Annotated in this window: 18 protein-coding genes; 8 read left to right on the forward strand and 10 right to left on the reverse strand. The window is 65.8% G+C overall.

The window, feature by feature from the left end:
- Positions 1–121: 121 nt before the first annotated feature.
- A complete protein-coding gene (locus E5162_RS12490; protein ID WP_135945584.1) occupies positions 122–1,495 on the forward strand; it encodes a M28 family metallopeptidase in 1,374 nt (457 codons plus the stop codon).
- 48 nt (positions 1,496–1,543) lie between these two features.
- Here E5162_RS12490 and E5162_RS12495 read toward each other — a convergent pair whose 3' ends face one another.
- The 3 genes from E5162_RS12495 to E5162_RS12505 all read right to left on the reverse strand — a co-directional run bounded on the left by E5162_RS12495 (position 1,544) and on the right by E5162_RS12505 (position 4,425).
- Positions 1,544–3,082 carry a YifB family Mg chelatase-like AAA ATPase gene (locus tag E5162_RS12495; RefSeq protein WP_135945585.1) on the reverse strand — a complete coding sequence of 513 codons (1,539 nt, stop codon included), beginning with the start codon at positions 3,080–3,082 and terminating at the stop codon, positions 1,544–1,546.
- A 211-nt stretch (positions 3,083–3,293) separates the two neighbouring features.
- Positions 3,294–3,893 carry a BON domain-containing protein gene (locus tag E5162_RS12500; protein WP_233342184.1) on the reverse strand — a complete coding sequence of 200 codons (600 nt, stop codon included), beginning with the start codon at positions 3,891–3,893 and terminating at the stop codon, positions 3,294–3,296.
- Between the two features lie 136 nt (positions 3,894–4,029).
- Positions 4,030–4,425 (reverse strand): YraN family protein, encoded by a 396-nt coding sequence (locus E5162_RS12505; RefSeq protein WP_135945586.1) that lies wholly within the window; start codon positions 4,423–4,425, stop codon positions 4,030–4,032.
- A 78-nt stretch (positions 4,426–4,503) separates the two neighbouring features.
- Between E5162_RS12505 and E5162_RS12510 the strand changes: the two genes are divergently transcribed.
- The gene (locus E5162_RS12510) at positions 4,504–5,889 is read left to right on the forward strand and encodes a penicillin-binding protein activator (RefSeq protein ID WP_135945587.1); all 1,386 of its coding nucleotides are present in this window, start codon (positions 4,504–4,506) and stop codon (positions 5,887–5,889) included.
- Here the strand turns inward: E5162_RS12510 and hemW are convergent.
- Both hemW and rdgB read right to left on the reverse strand, forming a co-directional pair.
- On the reverse strand, positions 5,886–7,037 hold the full coding sequence (hemW, locus tag E5162_RS12515; RefSeq protein ID WP_174235007.1) for a radical SAM family heme chaperone HemW: 1,152 nt from the start codon (positions 7,035–7,037) through the stop codon (positions 5,886–5,888). The two genes, E5162_RS12510 and hemW, sit on opposite strands and share 4 nt — an antisense overlap.
- Positions 7,034–7,657, reverse strand: coding sequence for an RdgB/HAM1 family non-canonical purine NTP pyrophosphatase (gene rdgB, locus E5162_RS12520; protein WP_135945588.1), 624 nt, complete (start codon positions 7,655–7,657; stop codon positions 7,034–7,036). The genes hemW and rdgB overlap by 4 nt, the downstream gene beginning before the upstream one ends.
- 450 nt (positions 7,658–8,107) lie before the next feature.
- Between rdgB and E5162_RS12525 the strand changes: the two genes are divergently transcribed.
- The 3 genes from E5162_RS12525 to E5162_RS12535 all read left to right on the forward strand — a co-directional run bounded on the left by E5162_RS12525 (position 8,108) and on the right by E5162_RS12535 (position 10,200).
- Positions 8,108–8,668, forward strand: coding sequence for a DUF2975 domain-containing protein (locus E5162_RS12525; RefSeq protein ID WP_233342183.1), 561 nt, complete (start codon positions 8,108–8,110; stop codon positions 8,666–8,668).
- Positions 8,669–8,681: 13 nt separating this feature from the next.
- Entirely contained in the window at positions 8,682–8,912 is a 231-nt protein-coding gene (locus tag E5162_RS12530; protein ID WP_135945589.1) for a helix-turn-helix domain-containing protein, read from the forward strand.
- Positions 8,913–9,018: 106 nt separating this feature from the next.
- Positions 9,019–10,200 carry an APC family permease gene (locus tag E5162_RS12535; protein WP_206751117.1) on the forward strand — a complete coding sequence of 394 codons (1,182 nt, stop codon included), beginning with the start codon at positions 9,019–9,021 and terminating at the stop codon, positions 10,198–10,200.
- Between the two features lie 7 nt (positions 10,201–10,207).
- Here the strand turns inward: E5162_RS12535 and rph are convergent, their stop codons facing one another.
- On the reverse strand, positions 10,208–10,921 hold the full coding sequence (gene rph, locus E5162_RS12540) for a ribonuclease PH (RefSeq protein ID WP_135945591.1): 714 nt from the start codon (positions 10,919–10,921) through the stop codon (positions 10,208–10,210).
- 131 nt (positions 10,922–11,052) lie between these two features.
- On the opposite strand from rph, the gene hrcA reads away from it, so the two are divergent.
- A complete protein-coding gene (hrcA, locus tag E5162_RS12545; protein ID WP_135945592.1) occupies positions 11,053–12,120 on the forward strand; it encodes a heat-inducible transcriptional repressor HrcA in 1,068 nt (355 codons plus the stop codon).
- Positions 12,121–12,166: 46 nt separating this feature from the next.
- Complete coding sequence (grpE, locus tag E5162_RS12550; RefSeq protein ID WP_135945593.1) at positions 12,167–12,826, forward strand: nucleotide exchange factor GrpE; 660 nt, start codon at positions 12,167–12,169, stop codon at positions 12,824–12,826.
- 85 nt (positions 12,827–12,911) lie between these two features.
- On the opposite strand, the gene E5162_RS12555 is transcribed toward grpE, so the two are convergent.
- The 4 genes from E5162_RS12555 to E5162_RS12570 all read right to left on the reverse strand — a co-directional run bounded on the left by E5162_RS12555 (position 12,912) and on the right by E5162_RS12570 (position 14,732).
- Positions 12,912–13,106, reverse strand: coding sequence for a YqaE/Pmp3 family membrane protein (locus tag E5162_RS12555; protein ID WP_135945594.1), 195 nt, complete (start codon positions 13,104–13,106; stop codon positions 12,912–12,914).
- A 107-nt stretch (positions 13,107–13,213) separates the two neighbouring features.
- The gene (locus E5162_RS12560) at positions 13,214–13,582 is read right to left on the reverse strand and encodes a YMGG-like glycine zipper-containing protein (protein ID WP_135945595.1); all 369 of its coding nucleotides are present in this window, start codon (positions 13,580–13,582) and stop codon (positions 13,214–13,216) included.
- 83 nt (positions 13,583–13,665) lie between these two features.
- Positions 13,666–14,280: an alpha-ketoglutarate-dependent dioxygenase AlkB gene (locus tag E5162_RS12565; protein WP_135945596.1), complete on the reverse strand. Its 615-nt coding sequence runs from the start codon at positions 14,278–14,280 to the stop codon at positions 13,666–13,668.
- Between the two features lie 89 nt (positions 14,281–14,369).
- A complete protein-coding gene (locus E5162_RS12570) occupies positions 14,370–14,732 on the reverse strand; it encodes a glycine zipper domain-containing protein (protein ID WP_135945597.1) in 363 nt (120 codons plus the stop codon).
- Between the two features lie 387 nt (positions 14,733–15,119).
- Here E5162_RS12570 and dnaK point away from each other — a divergent pair, with 387 nt between their 5' ends.
- A complete protein-coding gene (gene dnaK, locus E5162_RS12575) occupies positions 15,120–17,051 on the forward strand; it encodes a molecular chaperone DnaK (protein WP_135945598.1) in 1,932 nt (643 codons plus the stop codon).
- Positions 17,052–17,121: the final 70 nt, after the last annotated feature.

Genomic DNA, 17,121 nt, shown 5'->3' on the forward strand with positions numbered 1-17,121 from the left:
CGTTAAGGAATCTTGGATGCGGTCGGGACTGGCCCCGGACGCACCCGCCTTGACGGGTCGGGTCACTGCGACATGATGCCGGCGCAAAGACGACCGTTCACACGATCCGGGGAAGATTCACATGATTCGCGTTGCTGCCTCGCTTGGCTTGCTTGCCGCCATGCCCGCTCTCGCTCAGGAGGAGGCTCCGGCCCCGGGCGAGGTGATGGCGGTCTACGACATCGTCGATTCGGTTTCGGCCGGGCGCATAGAATCGGACATCCGCACGCTTGTGGACTTCGGGACCCGGCACACCGCATCGCAGACGGAGTCCGCAACACGCGGCATCGGCGCCGCACGGCGCTGGATTCATGACGAGTTCGAACGCATCTCTGCCGAATGCGGCGGCTGCCTGGAGGTCGTCTACGTCTCCGACACGATTTCTGGTGAAACGCGCCTTCCCGAACCGGTCGAGGTCGTTTCGGTTCTCGCCATCCAGCGTGGCACCCTCGATCCGGACCGTGTGGTCATGATGAGCGGGGACATCGACAGCCGCGTCAGCGACGTGATGGACGCCGAGTCGGACTCGCCCGGCGCCAATGACAATGCGTCCGGAGTGGCGGGGGCGATCGAGGCCGCGCGCGTACTCAGCCAGCATGAATTTGCCGGCACCATCGTCTACGCGGCGCTGGCTGGCGAAGAGCAGGGTCTGTTCGGCGGCGAGATCGTTGCCGACTGGGCGCTTGAGCAGGGCTGGCGCATCAAGGGTGTGCTCAACAACGACATGATCGGCAATATCGCCGGCATTGACGGCGTGATCGACAACTCAACCATCCGGGTATTCTCCGAGGGTACCCGCGCGGCGGAGACCGAGGAAGAAGCCCGCCGGCGCCGCTTTACCGGCGGAGAGGTGGATTCCGCGTCGCGCAACCTGGCGCGCTATATTGACCGGGTCGCCGACCAGTATGTGCGCAATCTCGATGTCATGATGGTCTACCGCCTCGACCGGTTTGGCCGCGGTGGGCACCACCGTCCCTTCAACGCCGTTGGCATTCCCGGGGTCCGCCTGATGGAGACCCACGAACATTATGACCGGCAGCATCAGGACCTGCGCAATGAAGACGGTCGGCACTACGGCGATACGATCGACTTCGTGGACTTCGACTATGCCGCCAAGGCCACGGCGCTCAACGCGGCCACGCTCGCCCTGCTCGCCGGGGCGCCGCCCATCCCGGCCAACGTGCAGGTCGAAGGCGCGGTCAGCCCGGACACCACGTTGAGCTGGGACATGCCAGAGGGTGAAGCCGCAGCCAATCTGGCTGGCTACCGGGTACACTGGCGCCTGACCGACCAGCCGCAATGGACCCATAGCCGGTGGGTGGGCCGCACCTCCAGCTACACGCTGGAGAATGTCGTCATCGACAATTATTTCTTCGGCGTTTCGGCCGTCGCCGAGGACGGATCGCAAACCCCGGTGGTCTTCCCCGGTGCCGCCGGCAGCTTCGGCGCCTACTGAACAGGCCGCCCGCGACGCCGGGCCGGCGCAGGGCAGGAGGGTGGTAGCCTAGAAGCCGGCTGAGGTCCGTGCTGCCGGGCGAGAAATCGCCTGGCCGGCCGGCTTCGCGCGCCGCGCACTGAGCGCCTCGGCAATATGGATGCGGCGTACGCCGTCCGCGCCGTCCAGATCGGCAATGGTCCGCGCGGTCCGCAGAATGCGGTGATAGCTGCGCGCCGTCAGACCCATTGCTTCGGCGGCCTGAGCGAGCAGCGCGGCGCCGGGTGCGTCCGGTGCGCAGACCCGGTCCAGGCGTTCGCCGCCCAGATGGGCGTTCAGGCTTCCGCGCGCCATTTGGGTTTCGCGCGCTTGCGCAACGCGGGCCGCACATTCCGCCGTGCCTTCGGCGGGCCGGGGCAATGCCAGGTCGGCTGGTGTGACCGGTGGAACATCGATCTGCAGATCGATCCGGTCGATCATCGGGCCGGACACCCGGGCCTGATAGGATTGCGCGCATTTGGGCCCGCGTGCGCAGGCCTGCCCATTCTCCCCGCCCCATCCGCACCGGCAGGGATTCATCGCGGCGATGAGCTGGAAGCGCGCCGGAAAGCAGACGCGTGAATTGGCACGCACAATAGCGATTTCGCCGGTTTCCAGCGGCTCCCGGAGCGAGTCCAGGACCTGGGGATGAAATTCGGGAAGCTCGTCGAGAAACAGCACGCCATGATGGGCCAGCGACGCTTCGCCAGGCCTGATCCGGCTTCCGCCCCCCACCATGGCCGCCATCGAGGCGGAGTGATGCGGGCTGCGGAAGGGCCGCGTCCGGCTGAGCTCCCCGCGATCGAGCATGCCGGCCACGGACTGGATCATCGAGACCTGCAGCAATTCCTCCGCTGTCAGTGGCGGCAGCAATCCCGGCGCGCGGGAGGCCAGCATCGACTTGCCGGAGCCGGGCGGGCCGACCATGAGCAGATTGTGCCCTCCGGCCATAGCCACTTCGAGCGCGCGCTTGGCCGTCTCCTGTCCGCGCACATCCCTTAAGTCCTTCACGCCCGGACCGTCGACCAGATCGCCCGGCGCGGGGCGGGCGAGCACCTGATTGCCCTTGAAATGATTGACGAGCTGGATCAGCGAGCGCGGCGCGAGGATGGGCAGATCGCCGCCCGCCCACGCGGCTTCCGGCCCGCTTGCCTCGGCACAGATGAAACCGCACTCGCGTTCGCTGGCGAGCATCGCCGCAGGCAGCGCGCCCGGGCTCGGCGCAATCGACCCGTCCAGCCCGAGCTCGCCCATGGCGAGATACTCCTGGCCGGCTTCGGGCGGCAGGACCCCGATGGCGACCATCAGGCCGATCGCGACGGGCAGATCGTAATGCGCGCCTTCCTTGGGCCGGTCGGCAGGCGCCAGATTGACGATGACGCGCTGGCTGGGCAGGGCGAGGCCAATCGCGGCGAATGCGGCCCGCACCCGCTCGCGGCTTTCAGCCACCGCCTTGTCGGCGAGACCGACAATGTTGAAAGCCGGCAAACCGCCGGCAATCTGGACCTGCACGTCGATCCAGCGCGCTTCGGCGCCTTCAAAGGAGGCTGAAGACGTCCGCGCTGTCATGACCCTACTCCGCTAAACGCAATTGATGAACGAGCTCGGAAAGTCTCCAAGTTGTCGAATGTTTTCCACAAGCTGAGGGCAACTTTCGATCAAAACAAGAACATTATACGAACGAAGAGTGATTCGATGTCAAGAAACTTCTTAAATAAATCGCCAAGGTGTTGATAAGTGTAGGCTTACTGCGGCCCGTAAAAGCGGCCCGCAGTGGCGGTCAACCTGTCGGATCAAGGTCGCAGAGTTCCGCGCGGCGCGCGCCTCGCGGACCGAGTTCCGGCGCTTCGCCGGGCACGCGCATCAGCACGACGACCTGCTCCACCCCGTCGACGAGAGAGGCATGACGCGAGGCGCGATCGCGTTCGCCTTCGCTCCGCGCAAAGCCGAGCAGATAGACCGTGCCGTTCTGAGTCTCGATATTCATGTTCACGGCGCGCACATCCGCGTCGGAGACCAGGCGTGCACGAATCTGCTGCGTGATCCAGGCGTCGCGCGCGACCGCGCCGGCACCTTGGCTCGTCCCCACAACCACCTCGTTGACGACGTCCCGCACTCCCGGAGAGGCCCAGGTCACGCATTCGGCATAGACCTTGTCCTCAGGCCGAGGCACGCGGCCGGACAGGAGCGCGACGCCTTCGGTTACCTCGAGATCGACGCCGTTCAGCGCGTAGCCCTCGGCGCGCAGCATGGTCGACTTGATCTGCGTGGAGGCATTGAAATCGTCGATGCTGCGGCCGACCGAGCGGCCGGGCTGAAGCGCGGCGCAGCCGGCAAGCAGGATTGCGGTGCTGAGGGTTACGGCGATGACACGCAACATTTAATGCCTCTTCTCTTCTGTCTTCTGGCGGGCCGGGGGCGGCTCTGGGCGCAGGTCCCCGGTAGACTGAGCCTCACCTACCGGTCCAATCGGGCAGAGGTAAGGCAAGGCGCCGGCGCGTGAGTGCAAACCCGGTTCAGGCCAGGCGCATCGCATCCGCGCCCTCCGCTGAAAACGCGCCCTTCAGGTGCCGCGGCCAGCGGCGCGGCACCACCAGCACCACATCGAACCGCGGTTGCAGCGTGGCGAGTCCGGTCTGGCGCGCACGCCAGAGCGCCGCCGCCCGGACCAGGCGCGCCGCCTGGCGCGGCGTGACCGCCTCGGCGGCGGTGCGTTCGTTCGCGCGCGCCTTGACCTCGATGAAGGCGAGAACAGCGCCCCGGCGTGCGATCAGATCGATTTCTCCGGCCGCCGTGCGGGCCCGCCGCGCCAGGATTTTCCATCCCGTCAGCACAAGGCACAGCGCGGCCAGCCGCTCGGCGTTCCGCCCGCGGCGCTCGGCGCGTTCGCGCGATCGAGGCCGCGCGCTCATAGCGTCCTGACAGGTTGCGGGCGGGCGGGCGCAAGGCTAGCTTGCCGGCGTCGGGGGAAAAGGTTTCGGAGCGTCACCATGATTGCCACAGTCTCGCGCATGCGCGCCCTCTCGCCAAGCCGCTGGATGGCCGGACTGGTTGCGCTGCTCGCGATAGCCGCCTGCTCCACCACGCCGGAAGGTCCGCGGGGGCCGGTCTCGCCGCAGCCGTCTTCCCCCGTGATCGGCGAAGCACCGCCACCGGCGACGCTGCCCGTGCCGATCGCCGACCCGGCCTTCACGCCGGTTCACATGCGCGGGCAGGCCGATATCGCGCGCGTTGCGATCCTGCTTCCCTTCTCGGCAGACAATGAGGCGGCCCGGCGCGAAGCGACCAGCATTCTGCGCGCCGCCGAGCTCGCTTTGTTCGAACGGGCCGGAGAGAATGTGCTCCTCCTGCCCAAGGATACCGGCGGAACCGCGCAGGGTGCGCGCGAGGCGGCGCGTTCGGCCCTGTCCGATGGCGCGCAGCTCATCCTGGGTCCGCTCTTCTCCCATTCGGTCGAGGCTGTCGGCTCCGTCGCGAGAGAGAGCAGCGTGCCCGTCATCGCCTTCTCCACCGAGCTGTCCGTGGCCGGGGACGGGGTGTATCTGCTCAGCTTCCCGCCGGGCGAGGAAGTCCGCCGCATCGTGAACTACACCGCCGATCTCGGCACGACACGCTATGCGGTCATCGGCCCGGCCAACGAGTACGGAACGACGGTCGCCGCCGCCTACCGCGATGCGATCGCCGAACAGCCGGGCGGGGCGCGCCTGGTGGCCGAGGAAGTCTATTCCGGCGGCGTCCAGGCGATGAACGAAGCCGCAACCCGGCTCGCCCGCATGGGGGTCGAGCCTCTCGATGCGGAGGAAGCCGCCCAGCGCAGCGGACGCAACTGGGAGCCGGACGAAACGGCACCATTCCAGGTGATTCTGCTGCCCGAGAGCGGAGACCGGCTGCGTACGCTCGCCCCGGTTCTGGTCTATCAGGACATCGATCCGCTGCTCATCAAGTTCGTTGGAACCGGTCAGTGGCATGACAGCGCAACGGTGCGCGAACCGGCACTGGCCAATGGCTGGTTTGCGGGACCTGACCCCCAGGCCCGCGCCCGGTTTGAAGCCGCCTTTGAACGCGTGTTCGAGAACACGCCCTCTCGCCTGGCCGGGCTCGGCTACGATGCCGGCTCGCTCGCGGCCCTGATGGCGGCCTCGGGGTCGCAGGGATTCCAGGCCAGCGCCATCGAGAGCGAAGAGGGTTTCCTCGGCGTCGACGGGCTGTTCCGCTTCCGCGAAGACGGGACGATCGAGCGCGGCCTCGCCGTCTACACCGTGCGCAGTGGCGGCTTTGAGGTCCTCGAACCGGCTCCGGCCTATTTCGGCGAGGGACGCGTGCTCGAAGACCCGGCCGGCCCGGCAACCGACATCGACGCCGCCGAGAGCTTCTAGGCCGGCGCCAGCGCCGCCGCGATCCCGTCCGCATAGAGCCGTCCGGCCGGTGTCAGGGTGACCCGCCCGGCGTCGAGCGTGACCAGGCCGTCTTCGGCAAAGCCCTCAGCCGCGCGCCGGTCAATCCCGTGCCCGGTCAGGGCCCGCAACCGGTCCAGGTCCAGGCCCTCTTTCAGACGCAGCCCCATCAGGACGCGTTCCTGCGCGTCCTCAAGTGCACTCAGCGCCTCGAACGTCTGAGCCTGCCCTTCGGCGATGCCCGCGATATAGGCCTCCGGCCTGCGCTCTGCAGCCGCTCCGATACGCCCGCCAAGCGCCGGGGCTCCGTAACGCGAATGCGCGCCCGGTCCGATCCCGATCCAGTCCGCCCCGGTCCAGTACAGAGTATTGTGCGCCGACCGGTCGGCCTGGGTACGCGCATGATTGGAGACTTCATATCCGTCCAGCCCGTGGGCTGCGGTCAGGCTCTGCGTCAGCTCGTACATCTGCGCTGCGAGATCGTCCTCGGCCGGGACAAGCTGACCGCGCGCCACCTTGCGCGCGAACGCTGTGCCCGGCTCGATCGTCAGCTGATAGAGCGAGAGATGATCGAGCCCGAAGCCGAGGGCGCGCGTCAGTTCTGCAGACCAGTCCTCCAGCGACTGGCCCTGACGCGCATAGATCAGATCGATCGAGACCCGGGTAAACAGCGCCTGGGCGCGCTCAAGCGCCTCAAGCGCCCGCCGGGCGCCATGATCGCGCCCGAGCCGCGTCAGGCTCTCATCGTCCAGCGCCTGCACGCCGAGCGAGAGGCGCTCGATCCCCGCCCCGGCCAGCCCCTCGAACCGCTCCATCTCGGCCGGGTTCGCTTCCAGGCCGATCTCCGCACCGGGCTCGAAGCCGCACAGGGACGCGGCCGCCTCCAGGATCGCTTCGATCTGGCCCGGCGCCATCAGTGACGGCGTTCCCCCGCCGAAGTGCACGCTGCGCAGGGGACGCGGCCCGACCCGCTCGCGCCAGGCCTGCAGGTCGGCCAGCATCGCGTCCAGCAGCGGCGCGGTATCGCGATCGCGATCGCGATACACATTGAAATCGCAATACGGGCAGATCCGCGCGCAATAGGGCCAGTGCACGTAGAGGCCAAGGGGGATGTCGGGTCCGGACGTCACTCTGCGAACACCGCCGAGACGAGCTGGGAGAAGGCATCCGCGCGGTGAGACATGGCATGCTTGGCCGCCGGCTCCATCTCGGCGAACGTGGCGGTGTGACCTTCCGGAACGAAGACCGGGTCATAGCCGAAACCCCGATCCCCGCGCGGCGGCCAGACCAGCGCCCCGTCCACCGTCCCCACGAAGACCGCTTCCTCGCCATCAGGGTGAACGAGCGCGAGCGCGCACACGAAACGCGCATTCCGGTTCGTCGTCCCGCGCTTTTCAAGCTCGGCTTCGACCTTTTCCATGGCGCGGTAGAAATCGCGCGGCTCACCCGCCCAGCGCGCCGAGTAGATGCCTGGTGCCCCGTCCAGGGCCTCCACCGCGAGCCCGGAATCGTCTGCCAGGGCGACCTTGCCGGAGACCCTGGCGGCGGCTCGCGCCTTGAGAAGCGCATTGCCCTCAAAGCTGTCTTCGGTCTCTTCAGGTTCGGGCAGACCGGCCTCGTCCGCGCCGATTGCGGTCAGGCCGAAGGGCTCTATCAACGCGCTTATCTCCTTGATCTTGCCCGCATTATGACTGGCGATGACCCAGGTGTGAGCGGTCGCGAAACAAGGGCTTACAGAGGGTCGTGTCATGGGGATTTATCACCTTTCGAAAAATTTATATTGTTTTTCGATAATTTTTTGTTGCGTACCGATAACGGGTTTGCTAGACAGGTTTTCGAGACGAGGGGAACACCTCGCTCACCGGCGAAAAGCCCCGGCGCGAAGACCGGGTCACACGCCAAACGGTTGGTCAAACTTAAGACAGGAGACATAGATATGGTCAGGTCCTCTTCCAATAACGGCTTCAACACCGCCGCCATGCTCGTCAACATCGTGCTGCTGAGCGGCGTCTTTGCCGGCATGGCCGTTGCGCTGACGTCCATGGTTGCCTGATGCGCGCCACACAGGACCGGCGTCTTCGGCTTGTCCTTTTCTCCCCGGGAGGATAGGTCAGAAGATGTCGGTCTGACGCGGCTTTTGCCGTATATGACACAATGAGACTACCACCCCACGCGGGACGGACATGAGGAAGCGGGGAGTATGGCACGTCTGAAGACACTCGGCCCCGGATCGCTGGCCGCGATACTCAAGCGTCTGCTGGACATTCTCTACTATCTGCTCTGGGCGGCGCTGGGCGTGGCCAGCCTTGTCACCCTGCTGATCTTTGCCGTCGGCATTTACGGCGTGACCGGCATCGGCCCGAGCCTTCCGCCCGAATTGCGCGACCTGCTCCAGATGAGCGTGGTCGTCGCCCTGCCGTTCGCGATCTTCGGGCTCGTTGCCCTCACCTTCATCGTTCACAAGCTGCGCAACGTGGCGGACACGCTGGTCCAGGGTGACCCCTTCGTGCCGGAAAACGCCGGCCATCTGCGCTCGATCGCGTTGGCGATCCTGGCCTACCAGTTGACCTCTTACGCTGCGCACGGCGTTCTGGGACTGCTCCTGACGCTCTTCGGCAGGCCCGTTGAGAGCGGGGTCAGTCTCACGCCGGAATTCAGCGTCAATCTGGGCGCCTGGTTTGCCGTGCTTGCCCTGTTCGTCCTGTCCGAAGTCTTCCGCGAAGGCACCCGCCTTCGCGAAGAACAGAAGCTGACGATCTAGGGGAGGCGCGCACATGCCCATTCAAGTCTCCCTCGACCGCATGCTTCTCGAGCGCCGGATGTCGCTGACAGAGCTGTGCGACCGGGTCGGAATTACCATGGCCAACCTGTCGATCCTCAAGACCGGCAAGGCGAAGGCCGTGCGCTTCTCCACGCTTGAAGCGCTGTGCCGGGAGCTCGACTGCCAGCCCGGCGATCTTCTCAGCTTCGTGGATGATCCGGACGAGGACGCAGAGCGAAGTTAGCGCGGGCACGACCAGGCGTGTGCGGTGAACTTTTCGCCGCCACTCGCATTGCCCCGGTATGGCCGAACCGGCACCTGAGACAGAGTCGCTCTCGCGATCGATCACCTTGCCCCGTCTTGTTCTGTACGGGGTCGGCACCATTCTTGGCGCCGGCATTTTCGTCGTCATCGGCGAGGTTATCGGTGAAAGCGGCACACTAGCCCCGCTGGCTTACCTCGCCGCGGGCGCTGTCGCCTTTCTTACTGCCCTGTCCTATGCCGAGATATCGGCGCGTGTCCCGACGGCAGGCGGACCGACCGACTATGTCGAGCGCGCGTTCCGCCACCGGCATCTGGGCTCGATGACCGGCTGGCTCCTGATGACAGCCAACACGGTTTCGGCCGCCACGATCACCAGTGGCTTTGTCGGATATCTCAGCATTTTCGTGGATGTCCCGGGCTGGCTCGTCGCCCTGCTGGTCGCGACCGGTATCGGTGCCATCGGGGCGGCCGGGATGCGGTCGAGCACCTGGTTCATGACCGTCACGACCGGGATCGGGATCGTCACGCTGCTCGCGGTCATATGGGCCACGCGCGAAGGACTGACGGCCATACCCTCCCGCCTGGGCGGTGAACTCTCAGGCGCGAACCCGGCCATGCTCACCGGTCTGTTTTCCGGCGCTTTCCTGGCCATCTATTCCTTCATCGGCTTTGGGGACATGGCCCTTACAGCCGAGGAAGTGAAACAGGTTGAACGCACGCTCCCGCGCGCCATCTTGATTGCCCTGGCAATCGTCTTCCTGTTCTACTTGCTGGTGTCCATCGCAGTTGTCGGAGCCGGGCCGGTCGAGGAGATCGCCTCGGCCCGCGCCCCTCTGGTGGCCGCCGTCGAACGGGAGGGCTGGCCAGCCTGGCCGGTCGGCCTCGCGAGCCTGTTCGTTATCGTCAACGGCGCGCTGACCCAGATCATCGGCGCCTCCAGATTGCTGATGGATATCGGACGCGACGCGCGCGGGGCGCCCGGCTTCTTCGGCCGTGTGAACCCGGTCAGCCGGACCCCGCTGATCGCGACGGTCACCCTGACTGCCATCGTCGCCCTGCTGGCTGCCTTCGTAGACCTTCAGCATCTGGCCGAAGCCACGAGCCTGATCATTCTCGCGGTCTTCTTCCTCGTCAATTGCGCCCTGATCGGCTTGAAACGCCGTTCCCAGCCCGACGAGGTCCCGGATATCTGGATCGGGATTCCGCTGCTCGGCGCGCTCTCCACGCTGGGCGCGATCCTGGCCCAGATCGCCTTCTGGTTCAGCTAAAAGGCTCTCAGCCCAGCGCCTGGCTCTGCAACAGGCACAACTCGCCGATTCCCTTGCGGGCCAGAGAGAAGACATCGGCAAATTGCTCGCTGGTGATCGGCCGGTCCTCGGCCGTGGCCTGGATTTCCACAACACCGCCATCGTTGGTCAGGACGAAATTGGCGTCCGCTTCGGCCACGCGGTCTTCCTCGTATTCAAGATCGAGGCGCGCCTGCCCGTCGACGATACCGGCCGAAACCGCGGCAAGCTGGCCGAAGACCGGGTCGGATTTGAGCACATCTTCTTCCACGAGCCATGCCGTGGCCTGCTTCAGGGCCAGCCAGGCACCCGTGATCGCCGCTGTGCGCGTTCCGCCATCGGCCTGCAGGACGTCGCAATCGATCAGGATCTGACGCTCGCCCAGCGCGGACAGATCGGTGACCGCGCGCAGCGAACGCCCGATCAGGCGCTGGATTTCCTGGGTGCGGCCCGAGGGCTTGCCGGCGGTCACCTCGCGCCGGGTACGCTGGTGGGTGGCCCGGGGCAGCATGGCGTACTCGGCGGTCACCCAGCCGCGTCCCTTGCCGCGCAGCCAGGGCGGCGTGCTCTCGTCAACGCTCGCCGTGCACAGGACACGCGTATTGCCGAAGATGGACAGGCAGGACCCTTCCGCGTAGGGGCTGGCGCCCAGCTCGAAGCGGACAGGACGCAGCGCGTCGGCGGCTCGGTTTTCAGGGCGCATGGGACAGCTTTCTCTGATATGCAGGGTTCTCGGGTCTGACGCCCACTCCTAGCTGAAGTTTTCCCGCTTGATAAGCGCGCCGGCCGTCAGGAAAATTGCATCCGGCCGCTGCCCTTCCTAACTGTCCGGACATGAGCATCGACACACCCGTTGCGTCTTCCTTGAGTGAACTGGACAAACGCTCGCGCGAGATCTTCCGCGAGATCGTCGAGACGTATCTCGATACCGGCGAGCCGGTCGGCTCCCGGACGCTCTCGCGCACGGGCCAGTTCACCCTGTCTCCGGCCTCGATCCGCAACACCATGGCCGACCTGGCCGCGGCCGGGCTGCTGACCGCGCCGCATTCCTCGGCGGGGCGCATGCCCACCCATGCCGGGCTGCGCCTGTTCGTGGACGGGTTGTTGCAGGTCGGCGAGCTCGGTGAAGACGAGCGCCGCGAAATAGACGATCGGGTAGGCGGCGCGGGCCGGCGCCCCGGCGACGTGTTGTCGGAAGCTTCGGCGCTGCTGTCGGGCCTCGCAGGCGGGGCCGGTCTTGTCGCCTCGCCGAAATCGGACGCGGCGCTGCGTCACGTCGAATTTGTTTCCCTGTCTCCGACCGAGGTTCTCGCTGTCCTGGTTCACGAGGACGGCTCGGTCGAGAACCGGCTGATGACCGCGCCTGCCGGCCTGCCGCCCGCCGCCTTGATCGAAGCGGGCAATTATCTCTCGGCGCGCCTGCGCGGACGTACGCTGTCCGAGGCGCTGAGCGAGATCAATTCCGAGATTGCCGAGAAGCGCGCCCAGCTCGACAGCGCGGCCGCCAGCCTGGTCGAAAGCGGCATCGCAGACTGGGGCGGAGCGGCCGACCGCACGCTCATCGTGCGAGGTCAGGCGCGGCTTCTGGAGAATCTCGACGCGGCCGAGGACCTCGAGCGCGTGCGCATTCTCTTCGAAGACATCGAACGCAAGGAAGACCTGCTTGCCTTGCTGGACGAGGCGCGCAACGGCCAGGGCGTGCGCCTCTTCATCGGATCGGAGAACTCCCTGTTCTCGCTGTCCGGCTCCAGCGTCATCGTTGCCCCCTATCGCGACCGGGATCAGAAGATCCTCGGCGCGCTGGGCGTTATCGGTCCGACGCGGCTAAACTATGCCCGTGTCATCCCGCTCGTGGATTATACAGCGCGCGTGGTCGGCCGGATTCTCGACAAGGGCCGCTGAGCCCGACCCTTTTATCCAAGTCATGCTGATGTAGAAGAGCGAACCTATGAGCGAAGAGTCCAAAAAACCCGAACCCGAGGCCGAGGATCTGTCTGACGACGCGCTTGAGGCGGAGGCCGCCGAGGCCGTTGAAGAGACAGAGACCGACAGCCCCGCGGGTAAAAGCGTCGAACAGCTCGAAGCCGAGCTGGACGATCTGCGCAACCGCCTCCTGCGCGCTGCCGCCGATGCGGAGAACACCCGCAAGCGTGCCCAGCGTGATGTGAAGGATACCCGCGATTACGCGATCACCGGCTTTGCCCGCGACATGCTCGACGTCGCCGACAACCTGTCACGCGCCGTCGCCGCCATGCCCGACGATGCCCGCGCCGATGCGCCGGACTCGGTCAAGACGCTGATCGAGGGCGTGGAGATGACCGAACGCCGGCTTCTGTCCACGCTGGAGCGCCACGGGGTGAAGCGGATCGATCCCGAACCCGGCGACTCCCTCGATCCCAACCGGCACCAGGCCGCAGCCCAGATTCCGGCCGATCAGCCCAAGGGCAAGATCGCGCACGTCATGCAGCCCGGCTACATCATCGGCGAACGCACGCTGCGCGCCGCCATGGTCGTCGTCAGCGCCGGCCCTGCCGAGGGCGGAGCCTCCTCGCAAGCCGATGGCGACAAACCGGAAGCGCCCGATGGCGGTGTGGACGTCAGCGCCTAGACAGCCTTTCCCAGTTTCAGACACGAAAACGCCGCTTCGAACTCTCGAAGCGGCGTTTTTCTGTGTCGTCGGATCGGCCGCGGCGTCAGCGCCGGGCGATGATCCAGACCGCGTGGATGATACCGGGAATATAGCCCAGCAGCGTCAGCACGATATTGATGAAGAAATGCATCGTCAGGCCGACCTGGAGAAGGACGCCGAGCGGGGGCAGCAGCACGGCCACAATGATGCGGAGAATGTCGCCGCCGGTCGAGTCGCCGCCGGTATTGGGATCTGCCATGGATCAGGTTCCAGTTTGATGGGATCGGGGAAGGTGTATGAAGCGCGAGAGGGCCGATCCCCTCCCGCGCTCCAGTTCAGGATCGATCGCTACGGGTCGCGCCGGGGTTACCGGTCGCAGTAGCGCACCGTGCCGTCACGCCAATAGGTGCAGCCGGTCCGGTAGTTCTCGTAGTAATACCGGTCATACCGCTGGTCGTAGACCAGCTCCGAGTGCTGGTCGTTGCTGCGGCTCCACGGGCAGGCATTGTCGCGCGAGCAGCCGACATAGGCGCCCGCCGCTGCGCCGGTGGCCGCGCCGATCGCGGCACCTTCGGCAACACCGACATCGCCGCTGATGGCCCCGGCGGCAGCCCCGACGGCGGCACCGCCGAGGGCACCCTGCATCGCACCGCGCTGCGTGCCTTGGCTCGTCTGGCAGGCAGCGGCAGTGACAAGGGCCGTCACGGCGACGGCAGTCATGGTCAGAATTCGCATGGGAACATCTCCCTTCCTTGTGTCTGGTTCCAGAAGAACGCAGGAAGCAAGAGGGCGTTCCGCCCGGCCGCGATTTTTGAGACCTAGTTCACCCGGCGCAGGGTCAGGTTGAGCCGGCCCGGCCGCCAGTCCTCGGGAAGAAGGCTCGACGTGCCCGGGAGAATCCGGTCCACCCCGTGCCGGAAGCGGCGCGAAGCGCCGGCCAGAACCACCACATCCCCGCTATCCAGGCGCATGGACGTGCTGGCATCCTTCAGCGCAGGGCCGCCGAGGCGGAATTTCGCACTATCGCCGAGCGAGATGGACACAACCGGCGCATCGCGCGCCGCCTCGTCTGCATCGACATGCTGTCCGAGCCGGGCCCCCTCCCCATACCAGTTGACCAGGCACGCCTGTGGCAGCGCTTCCCAGCCGGCTACCGCCTGCCAGATATCGATCAGGACCTGCGGCATGTCCGGCCAGGGCTCGTGCGTGACCGGATGGGTGGTCTGGTAGCGATAGCCCTGCGCCTTGTCGGTGACCCAGCCCAGCGGGCCGAAATTGGTCATCCGCACGCTCATCGGCTTGCCGCTGCGTGGCATGGAGGGCGTGTAGAGGGGGGAACGGCCGACCCGGCTCAGCACCGCATCGACCAGGCCGGTCTGAGCGTCCCGGTCGAGATAGGTCTTGTGAAGCGTGAATCCGTCATCGCGTTGCATGGCAAACTAGATGTCTGCATGAAGAGGCCCGATCAAGGCCGAAGCCTGTGACCGGGCCGATTCATGCGCGGCTCCCTCGATCGGCAGGGTCAGCGCGGGCGGTAGCGCGTGCGCGGGGTACCGTTTTCCCAGTAGGTGTCGCCCGTCCTGAGATCGGTATAATAGTAGCGCCCGGTCGCCTGATCGTAGACCAGCTGGGACTGGTTGGGGTTGTTCTGATTGAAGCCGCAACCGCCATCGCGCTGGCAGCCGGCATAGGCGCCGCCCGCCGCGCCGATCGCGCCACCGATGAGCGCGCCGGTCGTCGCGTCGCCCGATCCGACATTATTGCCGATGACGGCACCGGCCGCGGCGCCGGCTGCGGCACCGAGACCGGCCCCTTGCACAGCCGAATTGTTCGCGCAGGCCGTCAGGGCCAGGCCGCTGGCCGCAATTACCAGATATTTCAGCATGAAAGCTCTCCTTTGACCGCAATCCGCGGCAACGAACGCCCGGACGGCAGGCTGCGATCCTTCACATCATCCATGGCATGATTGGGGCAGGCTTCGTTTGACCGGCCCGATTGGGCCCCATCGCTATGCAATACCCGCGCTTTCATCAGGGATGATTCTCCACTGCGCCCTTGCACGTATTACGCGGCCTTCCTAAATCGCTGTTCAAAGCGCACCGCGTTCACGGTTGCGTGACGCCATGCGGATTTCGGCCTCCCCAGGCTGTGATCCGGTTTTTTTGAAAATTGACGAGCAGCAAAACCAAGGGGGGTGGTCGTCGGCGCAGGCTTCAGCGCTTCGGGCTAGGCCAACGTCTCCACCCCGCCGCTAAAGGGAGAAACAGAACTCATGAGCAAGGTAATCGGCATCGACCTCGGCACCACGAACTCGTGCGTGGCCGTGATGGAAGGCGGCCAGGCCAAGGTGATCGAGAACGCCGAAGGCATGCGCACGACTCCTTCCGTCGTCGCTTTCACCGAGGACGGCGAGCGCCTGATCGGCCAGCCGGCCAAACGCCAGGCCGTGACCAACCCGGACTACACCTTCTTCGCCATCAAGCGCCTGATCGGCCGCGCGATGGGCGACCCCACGGTGAAAAAAGACAAGGACATGGTGCCTTACGCCATTGTGGAGGGCGCCAACGGCGACGCCTGGGTCCAGGGCCGCGACAAGAAATATGCGCCTTCGGAAATTTCCGCCTTCACCCTGCAGAAGATGAAGGAAACCGCCGAGGCCTATCTCGGCGAGAAGGTCGAGAAAGCCGTCATTACCGTGCCGGCCTATTTCAACGACGCCCAGCGTCAGGCCACCAAGGATGCCGGCAAGATTGCCGGCCTTGAAGTCCTGCGCATCATCAACGAACCGACCGCGGCTGCCCTTGCCTACGGTCTGGACAAGGACGTCAACAAGACGATCGCGGTCTACGACCTGGGTGGCGGCACGTTCGACGTCTCCATCCTGGAGATCGGCGACGGCGTGTTCGAGGTGAAGGCCACCAATGGCGACACCTTCCTCGGCGGCGAGGACTTCGACCTGCGCATCGTCGATTATCTCGCGGACGAGTTCAAAAAAGAGCAAGGCATCGACCTGCGCAAGGACAAGCTGGCCCTCCAGCGTCTCAAGGAAGAGGCGGAGAAGGCCAAGAAGGAATTGTCTTCTGCCTCCTCCTACGAGGTGAACCTGCCCTTCATCACCGCCGATGCGTCCGGTCCCAAGCACCTCGCCATCAAGCTGAGCCGCGCCAAGCTGGAAACGCTCGTCGAAGACCTGATCAAGCGCACGATCGAGCCCTGCAAGGCAGCGCTCAAGGATGCCGGCGTCTCGGCCAGCGAGATCGACGACATCGTTCTGGTCGGCGGCATGACCCGCATGCCGAAAGTCCAGGAAGCGGTGAAGTCCTTCTTCGGCAAGGAGCCGCATAAGGGCGTGAACCCGGATGAAGTGGTCGCCATGGGTGCCGCCATCCAGGCCGGCGTTCTGCAGGGCGACGTGAAAGACGTCCTCCTGCTCGACGTGACCCCGCTTTCGCTCGGCATCGAGACCCTGGGCGGCGTGTTCACGCGCCTCATCGACCGCAACACGACGATCCCGACCAAGAAGTCCCAGACCTTCTCCACGGCCGACGACAACCAGACGGCCGTGACCATCCGGGTCTTCCAGGGCGAGCGCGAGATGGCTGCCGACAACAAGATGCTCGGCCAGTTCGATCTGGTGGGCATCCCGCCGGCCCCGCGCGGCATGCCGCAGATCGAGGTCACGTTCGACATCGACGCCAACGGCATCGTCAATGTCTCGGCCAAGGACCAGGCCACCGGCAAGGAGCAGCAGATCCGCATCCAGGCCTCTGGCGGTCTGTCCGACGACGAGATCGAGACCATGGTCAAGGACGCCGAGGCCAATGCCGAGGCCGACAAGAAGCGCCGTGAGCTCGTCGACGCGAAGAACAATGCCGAAGCGCTGGTCCACCAGACTGAGAAACAGCTCGAAGAGTATGGCGACAAGGTCGGTGCGGCCGAGAAATCGGCGATCGAGGATGCGCTGAAAGAGCTGAAGGACGTCAAGGACGACGAGAACGCGACGCCCGAGGCGATCCAGCAGAAGACCCAGGCCCTGATGCAGGCCGCCATGAAGCTGGGCGAAGCGATGTACGCCCAGCAGGAAGGTGGCTCCGGCGAGGGCGAAGACGCGAATGCCGGTGACGGCGAAAGCGAAGACGTCGTCGATGCCGAATTCACCGAGGTGAAGGACGACGACGACGGCGACGAGAAAAAGAGCGCCTGAGACCCCAGGCCCTCTTTCTAGTCAGAAAGGGCCCCCGATCCTTCTCCCGGCAACGTCCACGGCGGCCCGG

Source organism: Marinicauda pacifica, assembly GCF_004793635.1.
Classification (GTDB): domain Bacteria; phylum Pseudomonadota; class Alphaproteobacteria; order Caulobacterales; family Maricaulaceae; genus Marinicauda; species Marinicauda pacifica.

Coding starts and splice junctions, on each gene's coding strand:
- E5162_RS12490 (WP_135945584.1), top strand. CDS start 122: ATGATTCGCGTTGCTGCCTCGCTTGGCTTGCTTGCCGCCATGCCCGCT.
- E5162_RS12495 (WP_135945585.1), bottom strand. CDS start 3,082: ATGACAGCGCGGACGTCTTCAGCCTCCTTTGAAGGCGCCGAAGCGCGC.
- E5162_RS12500 (WP_233342184.1), bottom strand. CDS start 3,893: ATGTTGCGTGTCATCGCCGTAACCCTCAGCACCGCAATCCTGCTTGCC.
- E5162_RS12505 (WP_135945586.1), bottom strand. CDS start 4,425: ATGAGCGCGCGGCCTCGATCGCGCGAACGCGCCGAGCGCCGCGGGCGG.
- E5162_RS12510 (WP_135945587.1), top strand. CDS start 4,504: ATGATTGCCACAGTCTCGCGCATGCGCGCCCTCTCGCCAAGCCGCTGG.
- rdgB (WP_135945588.1), bottom strand. CDS start 7,657: ATGACACGACCCTCTGTAAGCCCTTGTTTCGCGACCGCTCACACCTGG.
- E5162_RS12525 (WP_233342183.1), top strand. CDS start 8,108: ATGGCACGTCTGAAGACACTCGGCCCCGGATCGCTGGCCGCGATACTC.
- E5162_RS12530 (WP_135945589.1), top strand. CDS start 8,682: ATGCCCATTCAAGTCTCCCTCGACCGCATGCTTCTCGAGCGCCGGATG.
- rph (WP_135945591.1), bottom strand. CDS start 10,921: ATGCGCCCTGAAAACCGAGCCGCCGACGCGCTGCGTCCTGTCCGCTTC.
- hrcA (WP_135945592.1), top strand. CDS start 11,053: ATGAGCATCGACACACCCGTTGCGTCTTCCTTGAGTGAACTGGACAAA.
- grpE (WP_135945593.1), top strand. CDS start 12,167: ATGAGCGAAGAGTCCAAAAAACCCGAACCCGAGGCCGAGGATCTGTCT.
- E5162_RS12555 (WP_135945594.1), bottom strand. CDS start 13,106: ATGGCAGATCCCAATACCGGCGGCGACTCGACCGGCGGCGACATTCTC.
- E5162_RS12560 (WP_135945595.1), bottom strand. CDS start 13,582: ATGCGAATTCTGACCATGACTGCCGTCGCCGTGACGGCCCTTGTCACT.
- E5162_RS12565 (WP_135945596.1), bottom strand. CDS start 14,280: ATGCAACGCGATGACGGATTCACGCTTCACAAGACCTATCTCGACCGG.
- E5162_RS12570 (WP_135945597.1), bottom strand. CDS start 14,732: ATGCTGAAATATCTGGTAATTGCGGCCAGCGGCCTGGCCCTGACGGCC.
- dnaK (WP_135945598.1), top strand. CDS start 15,120: ATGAGCAAGGTAATCGGCATCGACCTCGGCACCACGAACTCGTGCGTG.